The sequence below is a fragment of the Pseudomonas sp. SWRI18 genome (assembly GCF_014268345.1).
GTDB lineage: Bacteria > Pseudomonadota > Gammaproteobacteria > Pseudomonadales > Pseudomonadaceae > Aquipseudomonas > Aquipseudomonas cedrina.
The window spans coordinates 145,994-169,345 of record NZ_JACCQQ010000003.1 but is presented as its reverse complement, the minus strand read 5'-3'; the positions used below and the strand labels follow the sequence as shown (position 1 = coordinate 169,345).

The following is a 23,352-nucleotide window of genomic DNA, read 5'->3' as shown; positions in this document are numbered from 1 at the left end:
TGTACGATCACCGTCCAGGCACGACTTTCATGCATATCCTGCGCGCAAAAAAATACCCCGACACAGGTCGAGGCATTTTTTTGGCCCGCTCCGAGGAGAACGCCGGTTATTTCACCACTTTCAGGCTCGGCCGGCCGCTGGGACGCGGTGGCTCGGAGTCCGGCGGCGGCAGATCGTCGCCGTCTGTGCTTTCGACCGTTTCGTCATCCTCGAAAGGTGACTCCAGATCGAACACCATGCCCTGGCCGTTTTCCCGGGCGTAAATGCCGAGGATAGCGCCAATTGGCACGTACAGGGTGTGCGGCACACCGCCGAAACGCCCTTCGAAGCTTACCGCTTCGTTGTCCATGTGCAGGTGGCGCACGGCGCTGGGCGATACGTTCAATACAATCTGCCCGTCACTGGCAAAACCCTGCGGTACCTGAACCGCAGGAAATTCGGAATTGACCAGCATGTGCGGGGTGCAATCGTTGTCCACAATCCACTCATAGAGCGCGCGGACCAGGTAAGGTCGACTGGAGTTCATCAGCGGCTCCTTAAGCCTTAGCGCATATCGCGTTCGACGCCAGACAGACTCGCCTGGAAAGCCTCACGCGCAAACTGGCGCTCCATGTAATCAAGCAGCGGCTTGGCCGGCCGCGGCAGTTCAATACCCAGAATTGGCAAGCGCCAGAGTATCGGTAATAGGCAGCAATCCACCAAGCTTTGTTCCTCACTGAGGAAAAAAGGTTTATCGGCGAACAACGGCGAAACGCCGGTCAGGCTTTCGCGCAATTCCTTACGCGCCTGCACCCGTGCGGCTTCTTTGCTGCGCGTATCCAGAATCAAATCCACCAACCCGCACCAGTCACGCTGGATCCGATGGATCAGCAGGCGGCTGTTGGCGCGTGCCACCGGGTACACCGGCAGCAAAGGCGGATGCGGGTAACGCTCATCCAGATATTCCATCACCACGGTTGACTCCCACAACGCCAGGTCACGATCGACCAGGGTGGGCAAGCTGCCGTAAGGGTTCACTTCGATCAGCTTCGGCGGGTGACGACCCACCTCCACACTGATGATCTCGGCGCTGACACCCTTCTCTGCGAGCACGATGCGTACTCGGTGGGAATAGTGGTCGGCGGGGTCGGAGTAACAGGCCAACCGGTTGGTCACGCCCATGGCGGTCCTCCTCGCTTGTTGAAATTATCGAAAGCTCAAAAACGAGCGCGCCCAGAGAGCACCTCTGCAGCATCCGGTACAACCAGATCGCTACGTATTCAGAGATGCCGCTGGGCGCGCAAGATTAACAGCAATTGCTTACGGTTGGATCAATGCACATCCTTCCAGTATTCGCGTTTGAGCAAGTAGGCAAATACGAAGAAGAAGGCCAGGTACAACAACACATAGGTACCGATGCGCTGGTGCTGCAGTTTGACCGGGTTGGCCGAGTAGGCCAGGAAGGTCACGAGGTTCTTGACCTTCGTGTCGAACTGCTCGTCTGTCAACGAACCTGGGGTTTCTATCTTCAGTTGATCGCACGCTTCATGGGTCAAAGGCGTGCCGGTCAGCGGATCGTATTGCTTCTTGCCGTCTTCAACGACCTGGATCTGCTTGCATCCTACCACTTGCTTGCCTTGCAGGCCGACCAGAACGTTCGGCATGCCGACATTCGGGAACACGCGGTTGTTCACGCCGTAGGGGCGCGCCGGGTCTTCGTAGAAGGATTTCAGGTAGCCATAGAGCCAGTCGGTGCCGCGCACACGCGCCACCAGGGTCAAGTCCGGCGGTGCCGCGCCGAACCATGTCTTGGCGTCGGCAGGCTTCATGCCGATGTTCATGTGGTCGCCGATCTTGGCGCCGGTGAACACCAGTTTCTCCAGCATCATTTCATGCGGGATGCCGAGGTCGTCGGCCACACGCTCGTAGCGCTGGAACTTGGCGCTATGGCAGCCCATGCAATAGTTGGCAAAGGTGCGCGCACCGTCCTGCATGGCGGCCTTGTCCGACACGTCGATATCGACTTTTTCCAGCTCCGCGCCGTGCTCGGCAGCGAAAGACAGCAGCGGCAGCGCCGCAAGCATCAATGCAACAAATAACTTTTTCATCAGCCAGTCACCCTTTCCGGAACCGGTTTGGTCTTCTCGAGCCGGGTGTAGAACGGCATCAGAATGAAGTAGGCGAAGTACAGGAAGGTGCAGACCTGCGACAGCAGTGTCCGCTCAGGGGTCGGCGCCAGTACGCCCAGCACGCCCAGGATCACGAACGCAATGCAGAACACCCACAGCCAGATCTTGCTCAGCCAGCCTTTGTAGCGCATGGACTTGACCGGGCTGCGGTCGAGCCACGGCAACACGAACAGCACCGCAATGGCCGCGCCCATGGCGATCACGCCCATGAGCTTGTCGGGAATCGCCCGCAAGATCGCGTAGAACGGCGTGAAGTACCAGACCGGGGCGATGTGCTCCGGTGTCTTGAAGGCGTTGGCCTGTTCGAAGTTGGGCTTCTCCAGGAAATAACCGCCCATCTCCGGGAAAAAGAACACGATCGAGCAGAACACGAACAGGAACACCACTACGCCGACAATGTCTTTGACGGTGTAGTAAGGGTGGAACGGAATACCATCCAGCGGGATGCCGTTTTCGTCCTTGTGCTTCTTGATGTCCACGCCATCCGGGTTGTTGGAACCCACTTCATGCAGCGCCAGGATGTGCAACACCACCAGGCCCAGGATCACGATGGGCAAGGCCACCACGTGCAAGGCGAAGAAGCGGTTCAGGGTGATGCCCGAGATCAGGTAGTCACCCCGGATCCACTGGGTCAGGTCATTGCCGATCACCGGGATCGCACCGAACAGCGAGATGATCACCTGGGCGCCCCAGTACGACATCTGGCCCCACGGCAGCAGGTAACCCATGAAGGCTTCGGCCATCAGCGCCAGATAGATCAGCATGCCGAAGACCCATACCAGTTCGCGGGGCTTCTGGTATGAGCCGTAGAGCAAGCCACGGAACATGTGCAGGTAGACGACGATAAAGAACGCCGACGCGCCCGTGGAGTGCAGCAGGCGCAGGATCGAGCCGTACTCGACGTCACGCATGATGTACTCGACGGAAGCAAACGCCTCTTCCGCCGACGGGGTGTAGCTCATCGTCAGCCAGACACCGGTAACGATCTGGTTGACCAGCACCAGCAGTGCCAGGGAGCCGAAGAAGTAGAAGAAGTTGAAGTTTTTTGGCGCGTAATATTTGCTGAGATGGTCTTCCCACATTTTAGTGGCGGGGAAGCGCGCATCCACCCAATCCATGAACTTGCTCATCACGCGTTCTCCTTGTCGAGACCAATGACAATGATGTCGTCAGATTCGTAGTTGTGCGGAGGAACCGGCAAGTTCAAAGGCGCAGGCTGGGACTTGTAGACGCGGCCGGCGAGGTCGTAGTGGGAGCCATGGCAAGGGCAGAAATAGCCGCCGACCCAATCCTTGCCCAAATCCACAGGGGCCACTTCCGGGCGGAAAGTAGGCGAACAACCCAGGTGAGTGCAGAGACCGACCAGCAGCAGGATCTCCGGTTTGATCGAACGTGCTTCGTTCTTGGCGTAGGCGGGTTGGTCGGATTTCTCGGATGTGGGGTCAGACAACTGGCCCTCGATCTTCTTGAGATTCCCCAGGATTTCCTCGGTACGACGAACAATGAACACCGGCTGGCCGCGCCATTCAGCAATCATCTGCTGCCCTGGCTCGATCTTGCTGACATTCACCTTCACCGGTGCACCTGCGGCTTTCGCCTTGGCACTGGGAAACCATGACCCCACGAACGGGACCGCAGCCCCCACCGCTCCTGCAGCACCCACCACGGATGTGGCTGCTACCAAGAAGCGACGCCGGCCTGCATTCACGCCGTCATTGCTCATTCAGTCCTCTCCCATCAGCTTTTTGGCCTGTTAAATCAGGCGTCTACTAAGTATTGAATCTTTGCTTATAAAAATTTTGCCGAATGGTAATGAAAAGCCCCACGTATGACAAGGGAATTGCCCGGCGCTCAGCCCCCAGGCCTTGTAGTATAGGGGGTCTACGGATGTGGCAAGTTGTCACGGCGATTTTTATGCATAAATCGCAGGCAATAAAAAACGCCCAGCTCCGTGAGGAGGCTGGGCGTTTTTGTGGAACGTAAAGCGAATTAACGCTTCGAGTACTGCGGACGCTTACGCGCTTTACGCAGACCGACTTTCTTACGTTCAACTTCACGGGCATCACGAGTCACGAAGCCAGCTTTGCGCAGAGCGCCACGCAGGGTTTCGTCGTACTGCATCAGCGCGCGAGTGATACCGTGGCGGATTGCGCCAGCTTGACCACTTACACCGCCACCGATAACGGTGACGTAGATGTCGAACTTTTCAACCGTCTCGGTCAGTTCCAGCGGCTGACGAACTACCATGCGGGCAGTTTCGCGGCCGAAGAAGTTGTCCAGAGTGCGGTTGTTGATCGAGATGTTACCAGTGCCCGGACGCAGGAAAACGCGTGCGGTTGCGGTTTTGCGACGGCCAGTGCCGTAATTTTGAGTCGCCGACATAATGAACTATTCCGTTAAAACTTCAGTTCTTGGGGCTGCTGAGCAGCATGAGGGTGTACAGCGCCCGCATAGACTTTCAGCTTGCGAAACATATCGCGACCCAGTGGGCCCTTAGGCAGCATGCCTTTGACCGCGATTTCGATCGGGGCTTCAGGCTTCTTGGAGATCAGGCCTTCAAAGTTGGAAGACTTGATACCGCCTGGGAAACCGGAGTGACGGTAGTACATTTTGTCTTGCGCTTTGTTGCCGGTAACACGTACCTGCTCAGCGTTGATGATCACGATGTAGTCACCGGTGTCAACGTGAGGGGTGTACTCAGGCTTGTGCTTGCCACGCAGACGGCTGGCGACTTCAGTGGCCAGACGACCCAGGGTCTGACCAGCGGCGTCGACGACAAACCAGTCGCGCTGAACTGTTTCCGGTTTTGCAGTAAAAGTTGTCATTCTTTAATAGCCTCAGGGGCCGCCCTGTAAATTAGACGGCGGATCTTACTGAATAGTGCTTACTTTGACAAGGTCAAAGGCAGCCGGATACAGACGCTATCGGGGGCTCGGGTCAGCGCGTCCGTTCAACGGCAAGATTCTTCGGCAGGCGGCGCATCACTTCCACTGCAGAAAGAGGTGGGCAATTATGCAGATTGCGAAAAAAAATTCAACCTGCTTTTATGATTGTTTTCCCTGAAGGAGTACCCGATGGATTATCGACAGCTGGGCCGTACGGATCTGAACGTGAGCGCGATAGCCCTGGGCACCATGACCTGGGGTGAACAGAACAGCGAGGCAGAGGCCTTCGCGCAGATCGAGCGGGCCAAGGGTGCGGGGATCAACTTCCTCGACACCGCCGAAATGTACCCCGTGCCGCCCAAGGCCGACACCTATGCCACCACCGAGCGCTACATCGGCAATTACTTCAAGAGCCGTGGCGACCGCGCCGACTGGATCCTCGCCAGCAAGATCGCCGGCCCCGGCAACACCATCGACTACATCCGCGACGGCTACCTGCGCCACAACCGCAAGCACATCGCCCAGGCACTCGACGCCAGCCTCACGCGCCTGCAGACCGACTGGATCGACCTCTACCAGCTGCACTGGCCGGAGCGCAGCACCAACTTCTTCGGCCAACTGAGCTACAAGCACAAGGACGAAGACGACCTCACCCCGCTGGAGGAAACCCTCGAGGCGCTGGATGAGCAGGTCAAGGCCGGCAAGATCCGCCATATCGGCCTGTCTAACGAAACGCCGTGGGGCACCATGAAGTTCCTGGCCCTGGCCGAAGCCCGTGGCTGGCCACGCGCGGTGTCGATCCAGAACCCCTACAACCTGCTCAACCGCAGTTTCGAAGTGGGCCTGGCGGAGGTCGCCATACGTGAACAATGCGGTCTGCTGGCCTATTCGCCGCTGGCGTTCGGCATGCTCAGTGGCAAGTACGAAGGCGGCGCGCGCCCAGCCAAGGCACGCCTGACGGAGTACAGCCGCTTCAGCCGCTACTTCAACCCGCAGTCGGAAGAGGCGTGCAGTCGTTACGTGGCGCTGGCACGCGAACATGGCCTGGACCCGGCGCAGATGGCGCTGGCGTTTGTGACGCAGCAACCGTTTGTGACCAGCAACATCATCGGGGCGACAAGTCTGGAGCAGTTGGACAGCAACATTGCCAGTGCTGAGCTGAAATTGTCGAAAGAGGTGCTGGAAGGGATTGAGGCGATTCAGAAGGATCACCCGAATCCTGCGCCTTGATTGATTTTTAGATTGCTATCGCAGGCAAGCCAGCTCCCACATTGTGATGTGTGAATACGGGCAAATGTGGGAGCGGGCTTGCCCGCGATGAGGCCCTCAGCAACCACACAAGATCAAAGCGCCCGCGCAATGATCTCCTTCATGATCTCATTGGTCCCCGCATAAATGCGCTGCACCCGCGCATCCGCCCAGGCCCGGGCAATCGGGTATTCCCACATGAAACCGTAGCCGCCGTGCAGCTGCACGCACTCATCGAGGACCTTGCATTGCAGGTCGGTGGCCCAGTACTTGGCCATCGCCGCCGTGGGCACGTCCAGCTTGCCGTCCAGATGCAACGCCATGCACTGGTCGACGAATACACGGCCGATCTGGATCTCGGTGGCCATCTCCGCCAACTTGAAGCGCGTGTTCTGGAAGTCGGCAATCGCCTTGCCAAACGCCTTGCGCTCACGGGTGTATTCCAAGGTCCATTGCAACGCCGCCTCGGCGGATGACAAGGCGCCAATCGCCACCGTCAAACGTTCCTGAGGCAACTCCTGCATCAGATACGCGAAGCCCATGCCCGCCTGGCCCAACAGGTTTTCCCTGGGCACACGCACGTCCTGGAAGAACAGCTCCGACGTGTCCTGGGCCTTCATGCCCACCTTCTCCAGGCGCTTGCCCTTGGCGAAGCCGGGCGTGTCGGCTTCCACCAGGAAAAGGCTGATGCCCTTCGCGCCCGCCTTGGGATCGGTCTTGGCGACGACGATCACCAGGTCGGCCAGGTAGCCATTGGTGATAAACGTCTTGGAGCCGTTGATCACATACTCATCGCCGTCCAGCACGGCAGTCGTCTTGACCCCTTGCAGGTCGGAACCCGCCCCCGGTTCGGTCATTGCAATGGCCGTGACCATCTCGCCGGAGATCAACTTGGGCAGGTAGTGGTGCTTCAGCGCCTCGCTGCCGTAATGCAGGATATAAGGCGCGACAATATCCGAGTGCAGGGAAAAACCGATGCCGGTCAGGCCCAGCCGGCTGATCTCTTCGATCACTACCGCGCTGTACAGAAAGTCCGCGCCCAGCCCGCCATACTCTTCCGGCAGGTGGGAGCACAGCATCCCCGCCTCCCCCGCCTTGCTCCACAAGCTGCGGTCGATATGGCCTTGTTTCTCCCATTGAGCATGGAACGGCGCGGCGTCTTTTTCGAGAAAGGTACGCACGCTTTCGCGGAAAAGTTCGTGTTCCGGGCTGAACAAGGTTCTGGGAATCATGGGTCACCTGCGTGGATTGTCGGACAAAAACCAGCCCACAGAGACTATGCCCTGAGGGCATCACAGGACACTGGACACATGCGACAAAAAATAAGACGATCCAGCCGTCTGGTGACCACTTTCCCCTATAAGAATAAATGAAATTATGTCTAACCAAATCTCCACGCCCCTGCGGCGCGTCAGCATTTTGGCCATTGATCGGGTATTCGCTTCGACCCTCATGCAAGCCAAGGATTTCTTCCACCTCGCCAGCCTGCGTTACGGCAAGCAACAAGGCCTGGGCCTGACCCCTGCGTTTGAAACGCGCCTGGTCAGCCCCGACGGAAAGTCGGTGCGCAGTTTCAGCGATGTGATCATGCCGGTGGATGGCGGCCTGGAAGACGCCGACATCATCGTGTTGCCGGCGTTCTGGGATGACTTCGATGCCTTGTGCACACACTACCCGCAAGTGCTGCCGTGGCTGCGTGAACAGCATGCACGTGGCGCCGTGTTATGCGGCGAAGCCACCGGGGTGTTCTGGCTGGCCGAAGCTGGTCTGCTCGACGGCAAGGAGGCGACCACCTATTGGCGCTTCTTCAACGCCTTCAGCGAACGCTTCCCCAAGGTGCAGCTCAACCAGGACAAACACCTCACCGACGCCGACAACCTGTATTGCGCCGGCGGCACCACCTCGGCCTGCGACCTCTATATCTACCTGATCGAGCGCTTCTGCGGCGCCAACATCGCCCAGGCCGTGGCCCGCGACATTCTCTACGAAGTGCAGCGCAGCTATTCACCGGGGCGCATCGGTTTTGGCGGGCAGAAGCTGCACCAGGATGTGATCATCCTGCAGATCCAGCATTGGCTCGAAGAGCATTTCGCCGACAAATTCCGCTTCGAAGATGTCGCCCGGGAACACGGCATGAGCATCCGCAACTTCATGCGCCGCTTCCAGACCGCCACCGGCGACAAGCCACTGCATTACCTGCAACGGCTGCGCATCGAGACGGCCAAAGGACTGCTTTCGGGCAGCCGCAAGAGCATCAAGACCATCAGCTACGAAGTGGGTTACGACGACGCGAGCTTTTTTGCGCGGCTGTTCAGGCAGCACACGGAGTTGTCGCCGAACCAGTATCGGCAGCAGTTCCAGCAGGCTGCCTAGCCACGCCCTACAGGCATACGAAGACCCCGCGAAACCGCAATGGCGCGGGGTTTAGCGCAAAGTCCGACACACTCCTACAAGCGCACTCGCGTATTCAGACCCGTTATGACGTGCAATGCCTACAGCAAACCAAGAGAAAAATGAATTCACTCCATGCAGGGAGCGGGCACATTACCCACAGGAGAAGATCTCCTAAGTGCCCATAGGCTTTAAAAAAGGCCCGTTCAAATCCACTTCTTTACTGGATACTCATTATGCTTTCCATCACCGGCAATACATCCCCTGTATACCCAAGCATGGACCAGACGCCCATGGACGAAAAAGACAAAAAGAAGAAGAAAAAAGGAGAAGAGGAAGAAAGAGAAGACAATACCTACATGACTGACGAGGAGGGAGCCGTGTATAAGCGCAAAGGACCAGAGTGGCGACAAGTATCTGGCCCCACCAAAAAAAAATTCGAGTAGCAACTGATCAATACCCGATGAAAAGCCTGCAAATTTGCAGGCTTTTCATCTGCAGCAGGACTAAGGCTTATGCCCACGGGACAGGAACTCGTGGGACTGCATTTCCAGCAAGCGGCTCAACGTACGCTGGAACTCGAAGTTCAAACGCCCCCCCGTGTAGAGATCCTTGAGTTCGACTTCAGCCGAGATGATCAGCTTGACGTTGCGGTCGTAGAACTCGTCGACCATGTTGATAAAGCGTCGCGCGATGTCGTCGGTGGTGACGCTCATCTGCTCCACGCCGCTGAGGATCACCGCGTGGAAGATCTTGCCCAGTTCGATGTAGTCGTTCTGGCTACGCGGGCCGTCGCACAGTTGGCGGAATTCGAACCAGGCCACGTCATCGCAGGTGCGCAGCGCGATGATTTCGCGATTCTCGATCATCAATTTGTCGTTTTCCACGGCCTGGGTGCATTCGGGCGTCAAGGCGCGGAAGCTCTTCTTCAGGCTTTCGTGGGCCGCTTCGTTGAGCGGGAAGTGGAAAAGCTCCGCTTGTTCCAGGTGACGCAGGCGGTAGTCGACGCCGCTGTCGACGTTGACGATCTCGGTGTTCTGCTTGATCAGCGCAATCGCCGGCAGGAAGCGCGCGCGCTGCAGGCCGTCCTTGTACAAGCCGTCCGGCACGATGTTCGAGGTAGCAACCAGGGTCACACCGTTCTTGAACAGCTCTTCCATCAGGGTGCCAAGGATCATGGCATCGGTGATGTCGGAGACGAAGAACTCATCGAAGCAGATCACTCGCGCTTCTTCGGAGAAACGCTTGGCGATGATCGTCAGCGGGTTCTTCTCGCCCGGCAGGGTCTTCATCTCTTCGTGCACGCGCTTCATGAAGCGGTGGAAGTGGGTGCGGACCTTTTCCTTGAACGGCAGCGCTTCGAAGAAGGTGTCGACCAGGTAAGTCTTGCCACGGCCGACGCCGCCCCAGAAGTACAGGCCCTTGACCGGCGTGTGGTCTTTCTTGCCAAACAGCTTGCTGAACATCCCCGGCTTGCTTTGCGAGGCCGCGACCAGGTCGTCGTACAGGCGCTGCAAATGACGCACCGCGTTTTCCTGGGCAGCGTCATGGAAGAATTCAGGGCGTTTCAGATCAGCTTGATATCGTTCTAGGGGCGTCATAATTTCGTTAGCAAGGCAACAAAAACGGGCCGTCACTGTAACGACGGCCCCGGATAATGGCAATCAACCCTTGGTCGGGTTAATCCTCGGAACGGGCCAACGCGATACGCAAGGCCGCGATGGCGGCATCGCGGGAGGCGCTGTCGGCGAACTCGGCGCTGTCGGCCACAACGGCATCGTCCAGCCACACATTGAAGCTCTGGGCTTGGGTGCGTATGTCCAAATGACCGCTTTGCAATTGCTTGGTCACCGCGCCCGCCGCTTTGCCGTCGGCGAAGTTGCGCGACAGCAGCAATTGCTCGCCGTCAGCAGCCAACAGGCGGAAGCGGAAGCTGCCGTCGTCTTCACGGAAGCTCACGAAGCGCGCAGCTTTCGCGGCTTTCTTCTTGGTAGCGACCGGCGCCGCAGTCTCGTTGACGAACGAACGCAGGCCCACGGCTTCACGCAGCTCGGCCAGGAACGGTGCCGCAACCGCACGGGCTTTTTTCGCGCCGACCAGCAGCAGATCTTCCATGTCCGACGGGCGCGACATCAGTTGGTGATAACGCTCGCGGGCTTCGCCCAACTGGCCATCAAGCAGCTGGAACAGGCGATTCTTCGCCTCGCCCCAGCCCAAACCTTGCAGCAGTTCGCCACGGAATTCTTCTTCCTGGGCCTTGCTGGCAAACGCCTGGTACAGGGTGAACAGGTGCGAATTGTCCGGGTCCTTGGCTTCGCCAGGCGCGCGCGAGTCGGTGACGATCCGCGAGATCGCCTCTTTCATGTCCTTGGCGCTGGTGAACAACGGGATGGTGTTGTCGTAGCTCTTGGACATCTTGCGGCCATCCAGGCCCGGCAAGGTGGCGACGCTTTCTTCGATCAACGCCTCGGGCATGGTGAAGAATTCTTTACCGTTGCCGAACAGGTGGTTGAAACGCTGGCCGATGTCGCGGGCCATTTCCACGTGCTGGATCTGGTCGCGGCCGACCGGCACCTTGTGCGCGTTGAACATCAGGATGTCCGCCGCCATCAGCACCGGGTAGCTGTACAGGCCCATAGTGATGCCCGCATCCGGGTCTTCGCCGGTTTCGACGTTCTTGTCCACCGAGGCCTTGTAGGCGTGGGCACGGTTGAGCAGGCCCTTGGCGGCCACACAGGTCAGCAGCCAGGTCAGCTCGGGGATCTCGGGGATGTCCGACTGGCGATAGAACGTCACCCGGTTCACATCCAGGCCACCGGCCAGCCAGGTCGCGGCGATTTCCATGCGCGAGCGCTGGATGCGCTGCGGGTCATCGCATTTGATCAGGGCGTGGTAGTCGGCCAGGAAGTAGAAGGAGTCGGCATTGGCGTCTTCGCTTGCAAGGATCGCCGGGCGGATCGCACCGGCGTAGTTGCCCAGGTGGGGCGTGCCGGTGGTGGTGATGCCGGTGAGGATACGGGTACGCGTCGTCATGGGTAATCGCTTATCAGACTGCTGTCAATTCGAGAGGCGCGGCAGCACCAGATCCTTGAGATCGGTGAGCTTGCCATGGAAAAAGTGCCCGCATTCTGCCACTTTCAGCAGCTCATGGGGGCGATTCAAGGCCGCGGACCAGTCGTAGACCAGCTGCGGGTCGACCACTTCGTCGGTTTCCGGCTGGATCAGCGTCAAGGGACAGCCCTGGGGAAGCACGTCGGTATCGCGCAGACGCATCACAGCTGCCGCAATCATGAACAAATGGGACAATTTTTCGCCCTTGGCTTCCAGACGGCCACCGAGGCTTGCGGCCACGTAACCGCCAAATGAAAAGCCGAGCAAGGTGATCGGCAGGTCGGGATGTTTTGCCCGCAGCCAGGCGGCGGCGGCTTCGGCATCGTCGACTTCACCGGTACTCATGTCATGCGTACCGGCACTCGCGCCGACGCCACGATAATTGAAACGCAAAGTAATCAATCCGGCATCGCGGGCGGTGCGTTGCAGGGTCGAGACCACTTTATTGAGCATGGTCCCACCCTGCACCGGGTTAGGATGACAGATCAGCGCCAGGCCACGTGGCTCGGGGTGATCCAGGTACAGGGCTTCCAATTGGCCCACCGGGCCATCGATCAAAACAGGGGCTTCACGCATGAGCAAGAGATGAACTCCGTGACCTCTCAAAGGGTCGACTCGTCTAGCTAAAAGTCTGTGCATGGCATCATTGCGAGGTTAATCGCGGTATACAGCGCAGGTCCGAGCCGTTAACGTAAAGCAAAGCCGTTTATAGAGGAAGGACTCGTGGAACACTCGCTCTTAGTTTGGTTGTTGCCGACTCTTGCCCTGGTTGCCGGTGTCGCCATTGGATTCCTGGTTGCTCGCCTGCTGCCGAATGCCGCGCCTAACCGCACGCAGCGTCAGCTGGATGACATTCAGGAACGTTTTGACAGTTATCAGAACGAGGTTGTTACCCACTTCAACAGCACCGCGACCCTGGTCAAGAAGCTCACCCAGAGCTACCAGGAAGTACAGGATCACCTCGCCGATGGCGCCAACCGCCTGGCCCTCGACGACATTACCCGCCAGCGTCTGCTGGCCGCGCTGCATTCCGATGCACCGCAAGCGCCACGGGAACGCCTGACCCCACCCCGGGAAAACCAGGAGCCTCCACGGGACTACGCGCCAAAGACGCCGAACGCCCCGGGCATGCTGGATGAGCATTACGGCTTGAAGAAGTAAGGCGCTTCAAGCACACAAAAAGCCCGGCTGATCGATGATCAGCCGGGCTTTTTGTTGGATGACCTCAAGCCTTGTGGAGATCCAAATGTGGGAGCGGGCTTGCTCGCGAATGCGGTGGGCCAGTCACAGATGGTTTGACTGACATACCGCATTCGCGAGCAAGCCCGCTCCCACAGTTTGACCGCGCTCCTGCCTCAGGATACGGGTTGTTCCTGCAACCACCCGCCTTCAATGCGCACATGCCGCCCATGAAAGCGCTTGAGGCTGCTGCGATGCCCGACGCTGACAATGCTCAGCCCCGGCAACTCATCGATCAGCGCCTGGTACAGCGTCGCTTCATCCTCTTCATCCATCGCCGACGTCGCTTCGTCCATGTACAGCCACTGCGGCGCAAACAGCAAGGCGCGGGCGAAGGCCAGGCGTTGCTGTTCACCCGGCGAGAGCATGCGCTGCCAGTGATTGGCTTCATCCAGCCGACCCGCCAGATGCGGCAGGCGGCAAGTTTGCAGGACCTGTGCATAACGTTCTGCCGGATAGACGTCTTCGTCCTGTGGATAACTCAACACCGCCTTCAGCGTGCCAATCGGCAAATACGGCTTCTGCGGCAGGAACAGATAGCGCGCCGCCGGCAAGCGGATACTGCCGTGCCCCGCAGGCCATAAATGGCCCATCGCGCGCAATAAGGTGCTTTTACCGCTGCCGGAACGCCCACTGAGCATCAGGCGCTCACCCGGCTCCACACACATGTTGGCGTCCGTCAGCAGGTGACGACCATCGGCCACGTTCAAGCCCAGCCCCTGCACCACGAGGCGATCGCCCTGCGCGTGCACATCGATAGTCGCCGGACGTTGCTCGTTGTCGTTCATGGCCTGCTGGAAGCTGAGCAGGCGATCACTGGTTGCGCGCCAGGCGGCCAGGTCGGTGTAGGCACTGATGAACCAACTGAAGTTGCCCTGCACATTGCCGAACGCCGAGTTGATTTGCATCAGCTCGCCCAATTCGATCCTGCCCGCGAAATAGCGCGGCGCCGCCACGACAAAGGCGAAGACGATCGCAATCTGTTCGTAGCCGGCGGTAAAGAACGTCAGGCGCTTGGTCACTTTCATGATGTCCCAGTAGTTATGCCAGACCCTGCCGAACCGCGCGCTCAAACGCTGCTTTTCGTTCGGTTCACCGTTGTACAGCGCGATGCTTTCGGCATTCTCCCGCACCCGTACCATGGAAAAGCGCAGATCCGCCTCAAACCGCTGCTGCTGGTTGCTCAGCCCGATCAAACGACGGCCGATCAAATGGGTCAGCCAACTGCCGACACCGGCGTAGAGCAATGCGCACCAGAACATGTAGCCGGGAATGGTGATGCCGAATACGTCAATGCTGCCCGACACGCCCCACAGGATCACGGAGAACGACACCAGGCTGACGACATTGCGCAGCAGCCCGAGGCCCAGCCCCAAGGTGTTTGAGGTGAAGCTGTTGAGGTCTTCGGAAATGCGCTGGTCCGGGTTATCGGTGTAACCGCCCTGCTCCAGCTGGTAGAAGTTCTTGTGGTCGAGCCAACGCGCAAAATGCTTCTCGGTGAGCCAGGCGCGCCAGCGAATGGTCAGCATCTGCGTCAGGTACAGGCGGTACACCGCGCCAAGAATGGCCACCGCCGCGATACCGCAGAAATAGCCGATCAATTGCCAGAAGGCCGCCGTGTCCTTCTTCTCCAGGGCGTTGTAGAAATCCTTGTACCAGTGGTTGAGCCACACCGAAATCGCCACGCTGAACAGCGACAGGGCGATCACTGTGCCAAGCAACAACCAGGCCTTGCCCTTCTCTTCACTGCGCCAATACGGTGTGATCATCGCCCAGGTTCGGCGGAAAAACCGCCCACGCACAGCATCGTTGACCGCGGAGTACTCAGCGTTCTGATTCATCGTTCAGGCTCGGTAGGAAAACTTACAGGCGTTCGAACCGATCATAGGGGATCGGTTCATGGCGCCGTACGGCCTGAAGCAGACTGTTCAGCTTAGGTTCAGCGTCGTACCGGACGCTTTTGCAGTTTGCGCTGCAAGGTGCGGCGGTGCATGCCCAGGGCGCGGGCGGTGGCGGAGATATTGCCTTCGTGCTCGGTCAGCACGCGCTGGATGTGTTCCCACTGCAGGCGGTCCACCGACATCGGGTTTTCCGGCACCAGGGTGTCGAGGTCGGCGTGCTCGGAGAGCAAGGCAGCCAGTACGTCGTCGGCGTCCGCCGGTTTGCACAAATAGTTGCAGGCGCCCCGCTTAATGGCTTCGACGGCGGTGGCAATGCTCGAGTACCCGGTGAGGATGACCACGCGCATTTCCGGATCGAGTTCCAGCAGCTTGGGCAGCAGCACCAGGCCGGAGTCGCCGTCCATCTTCAGGTCGAGCGCGGCGTAGTCCGGCAGGTCGGCCTGGGCGATGGTCAGGCCTTCCTCGGCAGACCCTGCGGTGCTCACGCGAAAACCGCGACGGCTCATGGCGCGGGCCATCACGCGGGTAAAGGTGGCGTCGTCATCTACCAGCAACAGGTGCGGCAGTTCTTCGCCTTCGACTTGGATCTCGTCACTCATCGATATCTCCTCGTGCGACACGGGGCAGGCGCAGCTCGGTGAGCGTGCCACCTTCCTCATGACTATAGAGCTTCACTGAGCCGCCCGCGCGGGTCACGCTGGCCTTGCTCAAAAACAGGCCGAGGCCGAAGCCCTTGCCCTTGGTGGTAAAAAAAGGTTTGCCGATCTGCTCGGCGATGGCCAACGGCACGCCCGCGCCGTGGTCACGAATACTGATGGTCACGTCCTCGGCATCCCAATCCAACTCTACGCCAAGGCCCTCGGGGCAGGCGTCGGCGGCATTGTTCAGCAGATTGAGCAGGGCCTGGGTCAGATCCGGTGGCGGCGCCATGCGCGGCACGCTGCCCTGGCCCAGCAGATGAAAACGGTAACTGGCTTCGGGGCGCATCAAGTGCCAACGGTTCAGCGCTTCGTCGAGCCACTGGGTCACGTCCTGCATCTCGACGGCCAGGCGGCGATTGGCCTCGGCAGCGCGTACCAGTTGCTGCAAGGTCTGCTTGCACTGCTTGACCTGTTCCTGCAACACGCCCAGGTCATCCTGCAGGGCCGGGTCGTGATGGTCCTGGGTCATTTCCTTGAGCAGCACGCTCATGGTGGCCAACGGCGTCCCCAATTCATGGGCGGCGCCGGCGGCCTGGGTGGCGACGGCCAGCAGTTGTTGGTCGCGCAGGCCCTCTTCACGGCGAATGGCGCGCAGTTCTTCCTGGCGGCGCAGCTCTTCGGCCATGCGCGCGGCGAAGAAGGTGATCACGGCGGCAGACAGCGCAAAGCTCAACCACATGCCGTAGATCTGCAGGTTTTCCCGGGCGATCGGGAAGGTTTGCAGCGGATAGAACTGCGCCAGCAGCAGGGTATACAGGGTCAGGGCGATGCCCGAGAGCACCACCGAATAACGCCACGGCAAGGTCACGGCGGCGATGGTCAGCGGCACCAGATAATAAGAAACAAACGGATTGGTGGAACCGCCGGAGAAATACAGCAACACACTGTGGATAAACAGGTCGCAGGCCAATTGCAGGGCGTATTCCAGTTCGGTGACCGGCCAGGTGGTGCGCAACCGGATGGCGGTGAATACGCAGAGCACAATGGAGAAACCGAGGGTCACGCCCAGTTGCAGCCACGGCAGGGGCAGCAGGTCGAACCAATAGGCGAGCCCGACGGAGCCGGCCTGTGCGGCCAGGACCAGGGTTCGAATGAACGTCAGGCGCCAGAGGTTCTGGCGGGTGGCGGAAGTCAATTTTACGGCGGCGAGCATGTGCTCTCCCGGTGAGCGCTGCAGGCGGATCGGCAGGAGTATAAACGAAGCCGGCCTGCTGGCACGGCCCGTGTGGCTCTTTGCCGCAGGCCCGGCGAACGACCGTTCGTCGGCGACGCTACAACCTGTAGGTAATGTGTAAACCCGAAGAACCCGACGCCACCGTCTACAGTCTTAACCAGCACTCATACCCCAAGGAGCTCTCATGCCTCGTTTCATTTGCAGCGCAGCCGTCATCGCCCTCAGCACCAGCGTCCTGGCCAGCCTTCCAGCCGTGGCCGCCGATGAGCTGCATTACAACCAGATTGCCCTGCGCGCCGAGGCCAGCCAGGAAGTGGCGCGCGACAAGATGATCGTCACGCTGTACACCGAATCCCAGAACAGCGACCCGGCCAAGCTCGCCGCCGAAATCACCACCGCCATGAACCAGGCATTGGACCAGGCCCGCGCAGTCAAGGACGTGACTCTGCGCCAGGGCAGCCGCAACAGCTACCCGATCTACGACAATAAGAACCAGAAGATCACCGGCTGGCGTGAGCGCGCCGAACTGCGCCTGGAAAGCGCCGATTTCCCGGCACTCTCGAAACTGACCGGTGAACTCCTCAACACCTTGAAAATGGACAGCATGGACTTTGCCATCGCCGACGAAACGCGCAAGAGCAGCGAAGATGCCCTGCTCAAGGACGCAGTCGCCGCGTTCAAGGCCCGCGCGCAACTGGCCACCGATGCGTTGGGCGGCAAGGGGTACAAAATCGTGAATCTGAACTTCAACACTAATGGTTACCCACAGCCGTTTGCCCGAGGCGGGGCGATGATGATGAAAGCCCAGGCCATGGATTCAGCTCCGGCGCCGCAAGTGGAAGCCGGCACCAGCCAGGTTGGCATGAGTGCCGAGGGAGTGATTGAAGTCCTGCAATAACATGCAATAGGAAAAGGCGGCGCTGCCTCGGGTATGCGCCGTTTTTTTATGCAACTTGTTCGCCCCCAGGACGGCGGAACGCTTACCGGTAGATTTCCCACGCACATAGCGAACCCTGAAAGACGCCCATTGCGTCCCATTGCAGGGGCCACACGCAATTCAAATAACATGTATCAGGTCAAAGGTACTTCCGGCGCGGACCGGTGGTTCATTCGCTACACCGACGCCACAGGCACACCCAAAGTCTATAAGATCCGAAGCGACTTCAAACTGCGCGACGACTACGTACAGGTCATCGACCCACACACCCGTAAGCCGGTGATGACCCTGCATTCCAACGCCGATGGTGAGTGGCACGAGGCATCGGCCCACGAGGCACTCGCCAGTGGCCATGGCAAAAATAACCTCCATCACCGACACCGGATGAAGATTTGAAAACAGCCCCCTCTGGCTGGCGTGCTCTACAGTTGTGCGGACAAAGAGGACGGATTTTTTCCGAGTCGGCCACGTCATATATCGCAGCGTATTCATCGGAACCCACAACCCGGCCCTCGTTACTCAAACCATGCCGCAGCGACAGGGAGTACTGCACATACGTTTGTTTAGTTTACGAGGCCCCAACATGTCTATCACTTCCCACTACGCGACCTCTTTACCGTCACAGCACATCAGCGATGTATCGACCCGGTCGAAAAGGGAAACCAAATCACCCCCTATACAGGTAACGCAAACAGAAACGGGCGCGGCGGCATCCGTATCCCCTCACGAGAAAGCGCTGCTCGATGCCTACCTCAAGGCCGTGCAAAGCAAAGCGCTTCACGGCAATGCGGGGCTGGTAAAGGTCCCGCCCCAGAGCACCCTGGGCCAGTGGCTTGAACTGTACCGCGCGCAATTGGAGCATCCGGTTGTTCAAAATTGGTTGCGCGAGCAGAAAATCGACCCCACTAGCCTGCTTTCTATCGATCCGTTCAAAGGCACCCTGTCTGCCGATGCGGGTGGCACAGTGAAAACCTTTTCACTCTCTGATGCATCAGGCTGGGGGCAAGTGTCAGGCCCGATCTTAGCCGCAGCGAAAGTCATCTGGCCAGAGGACAAGGGCGTTTTACGCGTACGATTACGCGATGGTTTCACTGAGGTCAGTGCAAAGGTGGTGGCGAAGTTTCAGGGCATACCGCTACCCGCCAACCCCTCCCAGGCCAACGCGCAAATCAGGCAGTTGCAAGACAAGGATGCCTTTGACCCTATTGCCGCCGACGACCGCGCGCGCCCTGCCGGCAGCCGCTCGCCGCAAGCGTTGGACATACAAAAACAACAAGCCGCCATCTACTACCGCAATGCCCCGCAGGCATTGGAATATAAGCGCCTGGCCGTCAACGTCGGCACCCACCTGCCCAATACACGGGCGGAAGCGAAAAAATGGGCAGAACAGATTATTTTCCAATTGACCGGTAAACAGGTGGATGCGGACACGATCTACTTGAATCGCTTCAGAGGCGCCAACACGCCACTCTCATCTGACACCGCCACCGTGACAGGCTGGGAACACAGTGATGACGACCTGGCCTCCTCGCAGCGCTTGCCGGACGCCTTGCTGAAAAACTTCAACGAGCATGATGGTGTTCCCGGCAATCTGGATCAGGAAGCCGGCTTATACATGAACGGTCCCGGCCAAGGCGCGATGGACGGATATGGGGCCCACAATCAATTCCCCCTCGCGCCGTCCGCGCTCATGCACGCGAGCTGGAAAACTGACTTCCAGGCGCAAATGACTCAGAAAATCGACCATTTCTGGAATACTCAGACCAGCGACTATGAGACCGTTATCAAAGGCGAATTCGTCAACCAGGCCCGCAAGCAACTCAAGGCCAATGAAGCCAGGCCAACCTCCGAGCGGACACTGCAAGCCCCCGAGCATAAATTCAGCCACGAAGATTACCGCCTGGTGATGGGTGCAGCCTCCAACCTGCCAATTGATGAAAAAACGCCACTGACCGTCGAACAACTCAAGGCCAAGGCACCGGCAAAAGACCAGGTCCAGGTACATGCCCTTAACATCCACGGTTTCACTTCCAGTGACATTCTGCGGTTCAGCGCGCCCGACGATGGCCGCCAGGTGCTCTACATACCAGGCGCCGAGCCGGCCTTTCTGAGGTTCGACTCTCTGGAAAAACTGAACCAATGGATCGTTGAGCAGACCCAGGATCCAAAAAAGCGCGAAGCGTTGGCCGCGCATTTCCCGTTGATTTATCGCCAGGACCATGAAGCCGGCTTTGCTGCCCGCGCGGCAAAAGTGTTGATGCCCGTTCTGTGGTTCACCCACGTAGGCGACAAGACAGAAGGCCTGGACACCCACTTTGAAAAGATGGCCAACGGCACATTGAAAGACCCGGCGGTCAATAACAGTCACTCGGCAATCGAAGAGGACGTATTTTCCACACTGGCAACGTCTGCCAAAGAGCGCATGAAAAGCGACGCCGACGTTGTGATCAAGTCCAACAGCGAGGTGATTCGGGACACTTGGCTCAACGACATTACTGTGGCCGCAGGTTTATTGGCGAAGCTGGCACCCATCGCGGCGCCGGCAGCGGCCATCGCGGTCGTCACCGGCCTGGCCGAAGTAGCCTTGGGCGCGGAAAAAGCCTCGTCCGGCGACACCGAGGCAGAACGTAAGGACGGAGCGTCCAAGACTTTCGATGGCGTCCTCAATACACTGTTTTCAGTCGGTGGTTTCGCCGGGGAGGCTGAAGATCCTTTTGCATCGCCGGAGCAAAAGTTACCGGTCAGCCCCAGGAGCCAAAAATCCATCAATGGCTTTACCGATCGGCTTTACAACTGGTTGAACAAAGGGGACGCGCAACCCGGCCTCACGAAAAATGAGTTCAAGGAGTTTCAAAACAAGTACAACGCCTCACGCACGCCGAAGAACCGGGCAAACTTTGATAACGGCTATAATTCAGGCAATTTGAACAATGTGCCCGGGTACAGCCCCTCCATGACCCTCCCCGACCTCATGAAAATGGCCTCTGAACCTTGGCGGTCGGCCGAAGAAGTCGGCACCTTGTCGCGAGCCATCGAACGCCTGAAAATAAAATTGATTCAAGAAGCCTATCCCGCTTTTCAACGCGATATACAAAGCGCTGGCGGCAGTGTGACGCCAATGCCTCAAGAGTTTTACCTGAGCCAGGCTAACCTGGCCTCCCAGGGAGAATGTGCTGCAATGAGCAATACCATGGGGATGGCGCTTGAGTCCGGACAGGAAAGGACCTTCCTGGCTAATTTATTCAAAGCGGCGGCCAGCCCCAATGATGCCGCCAGCGCCAACTTCATAAAAAACCTGAGTACGCTTCAAGAGGCGATGACGGAACTGGAAGACTTCCACGCGGCCCCCATCAAGCAGGTAGCGTATAGCGAAATCATTGCAGACTTGGCCAACGCCGCCGACTCAAAGGCCCTGCGAATCACTTCGACGGACCATGCCGTTCTGGCCGGTGTAAAGATGGAAGGCGAAACCCCAAAATGGTTTTACTTTGACCCCAACTTCGGCCTGGCGACATTCGACAGTCCGCAGGCCTTCGAGCGTGGGATGGAACGCGTCCTGAACAGGGGCACAAGCCCTTTCAGGCATCGAGCACTTGGCAGCGACCCGGCGGTGCCGGAATACACGATCAGTGAGTTCACGAGTCGGGACTACGCTGGCAATAGCCTTGCGCCCACCATGAGGAGCTTATTCACGCAAGAGCTATAAACATCCAGGCGATGCGCAACACGTCTGTATCAACACGTCATGATCAATCGCCTCTTACCTGAGGCCCTTGAACGACGGTAACCTCGGTTACCGTCGTTTTCGTTTGCGCAGTTGCATATGCCTGCCACTACAGAGGTCTCCATGGAAAGAATCGCCTTAAAACCGCTCCTCCTCGCCGCCGGCCTCCTGGCCTTCATGCCGCTGTCCCAGGCGGCCAGCACCCTGGTCTACTGCTCCGAAGCCAGCCCCGCCGGGTTCGACCCCAGCCAGTACACCAGCGGCACCGATTTTGATGCGTCCGCCGAAACCGTGTTCAACCGCCTGACCCAGTTCAAGCGCGGTGGCACCGAAGTCGAACCTGGCCTGGCGACGCGCTGGGAAGTGTCCGAGGACGGCCTGGCGTATACGTTCCACCTACGTCAGGGCGTCAAGTTCCACACCACCGAGTACTTCACCCCTACCCGCGATTTCAACGCCGATGACGTGCTGTTCACCTTCAATCGCCTGCTCGATGCGCAAAGCCCGTTTCGCAAGGCCTACCCCTCCGAGTCGCCGTATTTCACCGACATGGGCTTGAACACCACGATCAAGCGCGTCGACAAACTCGACGATCGCACCGTGCGCTTCAACCTCAATAACGTCGATGCGTCATTCGTGCAAAACCTGGCCATGAGCTTCGCCTCGGTGCAATCGGCCGAATACGCCGCGCAATTGCTCAAGCAAGGCACCGCGGCCGACATCAACCAGAAGCCGGTGGGCACCGGTCCGTTCGTGTTCAAGCGCTACCAGAAGGATGCGCAGATCCGCTACGTGGCCAATAAAAGCTACTGGAAACCCGAGGATGTGAAGCTCGACAACCTGGTGTTCGCCATTACCCCGGATGCCGCGTCGCGCCTGCAGAAGCTCAAGGCCGGCGAATGCCAAGTCAGCGGCTACCCGCGCCCCGCCGATATCGAGGTGATGAAGCAGGACCCGAATCTGCGCGTGCTGCAGCAAGCCGGTTTCAACCTGGGCTTTCTGGCCTACAACGTGACCCACCCGCCGCTGGACCAACTCAAGGTGCGCCAGGCGCTGGACATGGCGATCGACAAGCCGGCGATCATCAAGGCCGTGTACCAGGGCGCCGGGCAATTGGCGCAGAACGCCCTGCCGCCTGCGCAGTGGTCTTATGACCCGACCATCAAGGACGCGCCGCACGACCCGACCAAGGCTCGGGCGCTACTAAAAGAAGCAGGGGTTGCACCCGGTACCGCCATCAACCTGTGGGCGATGACGGTACAACGCGCGTCCAACCCGAACGCGCGCATGTCCGCGCAAATGATCCAGCAGGATTGGGAAAAAATTGGCATCAAGGCCAACATCGTCAGCTATGAGTGGGGCGAATACATCAAGCGCGCCAAAAACGGCGAGCACGATGCGATGATTTACGGCTGGACCGGCGACAACGGCGACCCGGATAACTGGCTGGGCGTGCTCTACAGTTGTGCCGCCGTCAAGGGCAGCAATTACGCTAAATGGTGTAACCCGGCCTACGACAAGCTCGTACAGCAAGCCAAAGTCAGCAACGACCGCGAGCAGCGCATCAAGTGGTATCAACAGGCGCAGCAAATCCTTAAAGAACAAGTACCTATAACGCCTATTGCGAACTCGACGGTTTTCCAGCCGCTGCGCAAGGAAGTCAAGGACTTCAAGATCAGTCCGTTTGGGCTGACGCCGTTCTACGGCGTGAGTCTAGATAAGTAACAGCCGCGCCCCAACCGAGTGCGCTAGACGCCTCGGCTGGGACTTTTTGGTGCGAAGCGTGCACCGAAAAAACCCTCGAAATATGCGCAAATATGTCAAAACTTTCATAATTGCGACATTCCTGTACGTTCGTACCACTGTTTGCCCC

General features: G+C 58.8%; 22 protein-coding genes. 8 read left to right on the top strand and 14 right to left on the bottom strand.

Going from position 1 to position 23,352, the window contains the following annotated elements; translation table 11 throughout:
* Window positions 1-106: 106 nt before the first annotated feature.
* From H0Z09_RS05580 to rplM, 7 genes are all read right to left on the bottom strand, one after another.
* Window positions 107-526, bottom strand: a complete 420-nt coding sequence (locus H0Z09_RS05580) for a ClpXP protease specificity-enhancing factor (protein ID WP_076951148.1) — start codon at window positions 524-526, stop codon at window positions 107-109.
* A gap of 17 nt (window positions 527-543) precedes the next feature.
* Window positions 544-1,161 carry a glutathione S-transferase N-terminal domain-containing protein gene (locus H0Z09_RS05575; protein WP_027604841.1) on the bottom strand — a complete coding sequence of 206 codons (618 nt, stop codon included), beginning with the start codon at window positions 1,159-1,161 and terminating at the stop codon, window positions 544-546.
* 149 nt (window positions 1,162-1,310) lie between these two features.
* On the bottom strand, window positions 1,311-2,087 hold the full coding sequence (locus tag H0Z09_RS05570; protein WP_186688290.1) for a cytochrome c1: 777 nt from the start codon (window positions 2,085-2,087) through the stop codon (window positions 1,311-1,313).
* Entirely contained in the window at window positions 2,087-3,298 is a 1,212-nt protein-coding gene (locus H0Z09_RS05565) for a cytochrome bc complex cytochrome b subunit (protein WP_003171746.1), read from the bottom strand. The genes H0Z09_RS05570 and H0Z09_RS05565 overlap by 1 nt, the downstream gene beginning before the upstream one ends.
* A complete protein-coding gene (gene petA, locus H0Z09_RS05560; protein ID WP_003188524.1) occupies window positions 3,298-3,891 on the bottom strand; it encodes a ubiquinol-cytochrome c reductase iron-sulfur subunit in 594 nt (197 codons plus the stop codon). The genes H0Z09_RS05565 and petA overlap by 1 nt, the downstream gene beginning before the upstream one ends.
* A 266-nt stretch (window positions 3,892-4,157) precedes the next feature.
* The gene (rpsI, locus tag H0Z09_RS05555; protein WP_003171743.1) at window positions 4,158-4,550 is read right to left on the bottom strand and encodes a 30S ribosomal protein S9; all 393 of its coding nucleotides are present in this window, start codon (window positions 4,548-4,550) and stop codon (window positions 4,158-4,160) included.
* Between the two features lie 14 nt (window positions 4,551-4,564).
* Window positions 4,565-4,993, bottom strand: coding sequence for a 50S ribosomal protein L13 (gene rplM / locus H0Z09_RS05550; protein WP_003171742.1), 429 nt, complete (start codon window positions 4,991-4,993; stop codon window positions 4,565-4,567).
* Window positions 4,994-5,242: 249 nt separating this feature from the next.
* Here rplM and H0Z09_RS05545 point away from each other — a divergent pair, with 249 nt between their 5' ends.
* On the top strand, window positions 5,243-6,283 hold the full coding sequence (locus tag H0Z09_RS05545) for an NADP(H)-dependent aldo-keto reductase (RefSeq protein WP_186688287.1): 1,041 nt from the start codon (window positions 5,243-5,245) through the stop codon (window positions 6,281-6,283).
* A gap of 113 nt (window positions 6,284-6,396) precedes the next feature.
* Here H0Z09_RS05545 and H0Z09_RS05540 read toward each other — a convergent pair whose 3' ends face one another.
* Window positions 6,397-7,533 (bottom strand): acyl-CoA dehydrogenase family protein, encoded by a 1,137-nt coding sequence (locus tag H0Z09_RS05540; RefSeq protein ID WP_186688277.1) that lies wholly within the window; start codon window positions 7,531-7,533, stop codon window positions 6,397-6,399.
* Window positions 7,534-7,753: 220 nt separating this feature from the next.
* On the opposite strand from H0Z09_RS05540, the gene H0Z09_RS05535 reads away from it, so the two are divergent.
* Window positions 7,754-8,674, top strand: a complete 921-nt coding sequence (locus tag H0Z09_RS05535; protein ID WP_178114970.1) for a GlxA family transcriptional regulator — start codon at window positions 7,754-7,756, stop codon at window positions 8,672-8,674.
* Window positions 8,675-8,928: 254 nt separating this feature from the next.
* Window positions 8,929-9,138: a hypothetical protein gene (locus H0Z09_RS05530; RefSeq protein ID WP_186688274.1), complete on the top strand. Its 210-nt coding sequence runs from the start codon at window positions 8,929-8,931 to the stop codon at window positions 9,136-9,138.
* Between the two features lie 60 nt (window positions 9,139-9,198).
* On the opposite strand, the gene zapE is transcribed toward H0Z09_RS05530, so the two are convergent.
* The 3 genes from zapE to H0Z09_RS05515 all read right to left on the bottom strand — a co-directional run bounded on the left by zapE (window position 9,199) and on the right by H0Z09_RS05515 (window position 12,379).
* Entirely contained in the window at window positions 9,199-10,293 is a 1,095-nt protein-coding gene (gene zapE / locus H0Z09_RS05525; RefSeq protein WP_095014702.1) for a cell division protein ZapE, read from the bottom strand.
* Window positions 10,294-10,372: 79 nt separating this feature from the next.
* Window positions 10,373-11,725: a tryptophan--tRNA ligase gene (locus H0Z09_RS05520; protein ID WP_186688271.1), complete on the bottom strand. Its 1,353-nt coding sequence runs from the start codon at window positions 11,723-11,725 to the stop codon at window positions 10,373-10,375.
* A 24-nt stretch (window positions 11,726-11,749) separates the two neighbouring features.
* On the bottom strand, window positions 11,750-12,379 hold the full coding sequence (locus H0Z09_RS05515) for an alpha/beta fold hydrolase (protein WP_186688268.1): 630 nt from the start codon (window positions 12,377-12,379) through the stop codon (window positions 11,750-11,752).
* 147 nt (window positions 12,380-12,526) lie between these two features.
* Here H0Z09_RS05515 and H0Z09_RS05510 point away from each other — a divergent pair, with 147 nt between their 5' ends.
* Complete coding sequence (locus H0Z09_RS05510; protein ID WP_017138275.1) at window positions 12,527-12,964, top strand: DUF1043 family protein; 438 nt, start codon at window positions 12,527-12,529, stop codon at window positions 12,962-12,964.
* A gap of 194 nt (window positions 12,965-13,158) precedes the next feature.
* Here H0Z09_RS05510 and H0Z09_RS05505 read toward each other — a convergent pair whose 3' ends face one another.
* The 3 genes from H0Z09_RS05505 to H0Z09_RS05495 all read right to left on the bottom strand — a co-directional run bounded on the left by H0Z09_RS05505 (window position 13,159) and on the right by H0Z09_RS05495 (window position 16,797).
* On the bottom strand, window positions 13,159-14,883 hold the full coding sequence (locus tag H0Z09_RS05505) for an ABC transporter ATP-binding protein/permease (protein ID WP_186688265.1): 1,725 nt from the start codon (window positions 14,881-14,883) through the stop codon (window positions 13,159-13,161).
* Between the two features lie 98 nt (window positions 14,884-14,981).
* A complete protein-coding gene (locus H0Z09_RS05500; protein WP_003171731.1) occupies window positions 14,982-15,542 on the bottom strand; it encodes a response regulator transcription factor in 561 nt (186 codons plus the stop codon).
* Window positions 15,535-16,797 (bottom strand): ATP-binding protein, encoded by a 1,263-nt coding sequence (locus tag H0Z09_RS05495; protein ID WP_186688262.1) that lies wholly within the window; start codon window positions 16,795-16,797, stop codon window positions 15,535-15,537. Before H0Z09_RS05495 ends, H0Z09_RS05500 begins: the two co-directional genes overlap by 8 nt.
* A gap of 205 nt (window positions 16,798-17,002) precedes the next feature.
* On the opposite strand from H0Z09_RS05495, the gene H0Z09_RS05490 reads away from it, so the two are divergent.
* The 4 genes from H0Z09_RS05490 to H0Z09_RS05475 all read left to right on the top strand — a co-directional run bounded on the left by H0Z09_RS05490 (window position 17,003) and on the right by H0Z09_RS05475 (window position 23,204).
* Window positions 17,003-17,716, top strand: a complete 714-nt coding sequence (locus H0Z09_RS05490; protein ID WP_186688259.1) for an SIMPL domain-containing protein — start codon at window positions 17,003-17,005, stop codon at window positions 17,714-17,716.
* A gap of 168 nt (window positions 17,717-17,884) precedes the next feature.
* On the top strand, window positions 17,885-18,151 hold the full coding sequence (locus H0Z09_RS05485) for a hypothetical protein (RefSeq protein WP_186688245.1): 267 nt from the start codon (window positions 17,885-17,887) through the stop codon (window positions 18,149-18,151).
* A 187-nt stretch (window positions 18,152-18,338) separates the two neighbouring features.
* Window positions 18,339-21,461, top strand: a complete 3,123-nt coding sequence (locus H0Z09_RS05480) for a DUF6543 domain-containing protein (protein ID WP_186688243.1) — start codon at window positions 18,339-18,341, stop codon at window positions 21,459-21,461.
* Between the two features lie 141 nt (window positions 21,462-21,602).
* Entirely contained in the window at window positions 21,603-23,204 is a 1,602-nt protein-coding gene (locus tag H0Z09_RS05475) for an ABC transporter substrate-binding protein (RefSeq protein WP_186688241.1), read from the top strand.
* The last annotated feature ends 148 nt before the right edge of the window (window positions 23,205-23,352 follow it).

Coding starts and splice junctions, on each gene's coding strand:
- H0Z09_RS05580 (WP_076951148.1), bottom strand. CDS start 526: ATGAACTCCAGTCGACCTTACCTGGTCCGCGCGCTCTATGAGTGGATT.
- H0Z09_RS05575 (WP_027604841.1), bottom strand. CDS start 1,161: ATGGGCGTGACCAACCGGTTGGCCTGTTACTCCGACCCCGCCGACCAC.
- H0Z09_RS05570 (WP_186688290.1), bottom strand. CDS start 2,087: ATGAAAAAGTTATTTGTTGCATTGATGCTTGCGGCGCTGCCGCTGCTG.
- H0Z09_RS05565 (WP_003171746.1), bottom strand. CDS start 3,298: ATGAGCAAGTTCATGGATTGGGTGGATGCGCGCTTCCCCGCCACTAAA.
- petA (WP_003188524.1), bottom strand. CDS start 3,891: ATGAGCAATGACGGCGTGAATGCAGGCCGGCGTCGCTTCTTGGTAGCA.
- rpsI (WP_003171743.1), bottom strand. CDS start 4,550: ATGTCGGCGACTCAAAATTACGGCACTGGCCGTCGCAAAACCGCAACC.
- rplM (WP_003171742.1), bottom strand. CDS start 4,993: ATGACAACTTTTACTGCAAAACCGGAAACAGTTCAGCGCGACTGGTTT.
- H0Z09_RS05545 (WP_186688287.1), top strand. CDS start 5,243: ATGGATTATCGACAGCTGGGCCGTACGGATCTGAACGTGAGCGCGATA.
- H0Z09_RS05540 (WP_186688277.1), bottom strand. CDS start 7,533: ATGATTCCCAGAACCTTGTTCAGCCCGGAACACGAACTTTTCCGCGAA.
- H0Z09_RS05535 (WP_178114970.1), top strand. CDS start 7,754: ATGCAAGCCAAGGATTTCTTCCACCTCGCCAGCCTGCGTTACGGCAAG.
- H0Z09_RS05530 (WP_186688274.1), top strand. CDS start 8,929: ATGCTTTCCATCACCGGCAATACATCCCCTGTATACCCAAGCATGGAC.
- zapE (WP_095014702.1), bottom strand. CDS start 10,293: ATGACGCCCCTAGAACGATATCAAGCTGATCTGAAACGCCCTGAATTC.
- H0Z09_RS05520 (WP_186688271.1), bottom strand. CDS start 11,725: ATGACGACGCGTACCCGTATCCTCACCGGCATCACCACCACCGGCACG.
- H0Z09_RS05515 (WP_186688268.1), bottom strand. CDS start 12,379: ATGCGTGAAGCCCCTGTTTTGATCGATGGCCCGGTGGGCCAATTGGAA.
- H0Z09_RS05505 (WP_186688265.1), bottom strand. CDS start 14,883: ATGAATCAGAACGCTGAGTACTCCGCGGTCAACGATGCTGTGCGTGGG.
- H0Z09_RS05500 (WP_003171731.1), bottom strand. CDS start 15,542: ATGAGTGACGAGATCCAAGTCGAAGGCGAAGAACTGCCGCACCTGTTG.
- H0Z09_RS05495 (WP_186688262.1), bottom strand. CDS start 16,797: ATGCTCGCCGCCGTAAAATTGACTTCCGCCACCCGCCAGAACCTCTGG.
- H0Z09_RS05490 (WP_186688259.1), top strand. CDS start 17,003: ATGCCTCGTTTCATTTGCAGCGCAGCCGTCATCGCCCTCAGCACCAGC.
- H0Z09_RS05485 (WP_186688245.1), top strand. CDS start 17,885: ATGTATCAGGTCAAAGGTACTTCCGGCGCGGACCGGTGGTTCATTCGC.
- H0Z09_RS05480 (WP_186688243.1), top strand. CDS start 18,339: ATGTCTATCACTTCCCACTACGCGACCTCTTTACCGTCACAGCACATC.
- H0Z09_RS05475 (WP_186688241.1), top strand. CDS start 21,603: ATGGAAAGAATCGCCTTAAAACCGCTCCTCCTCGCCGCCGGCCTCCTG.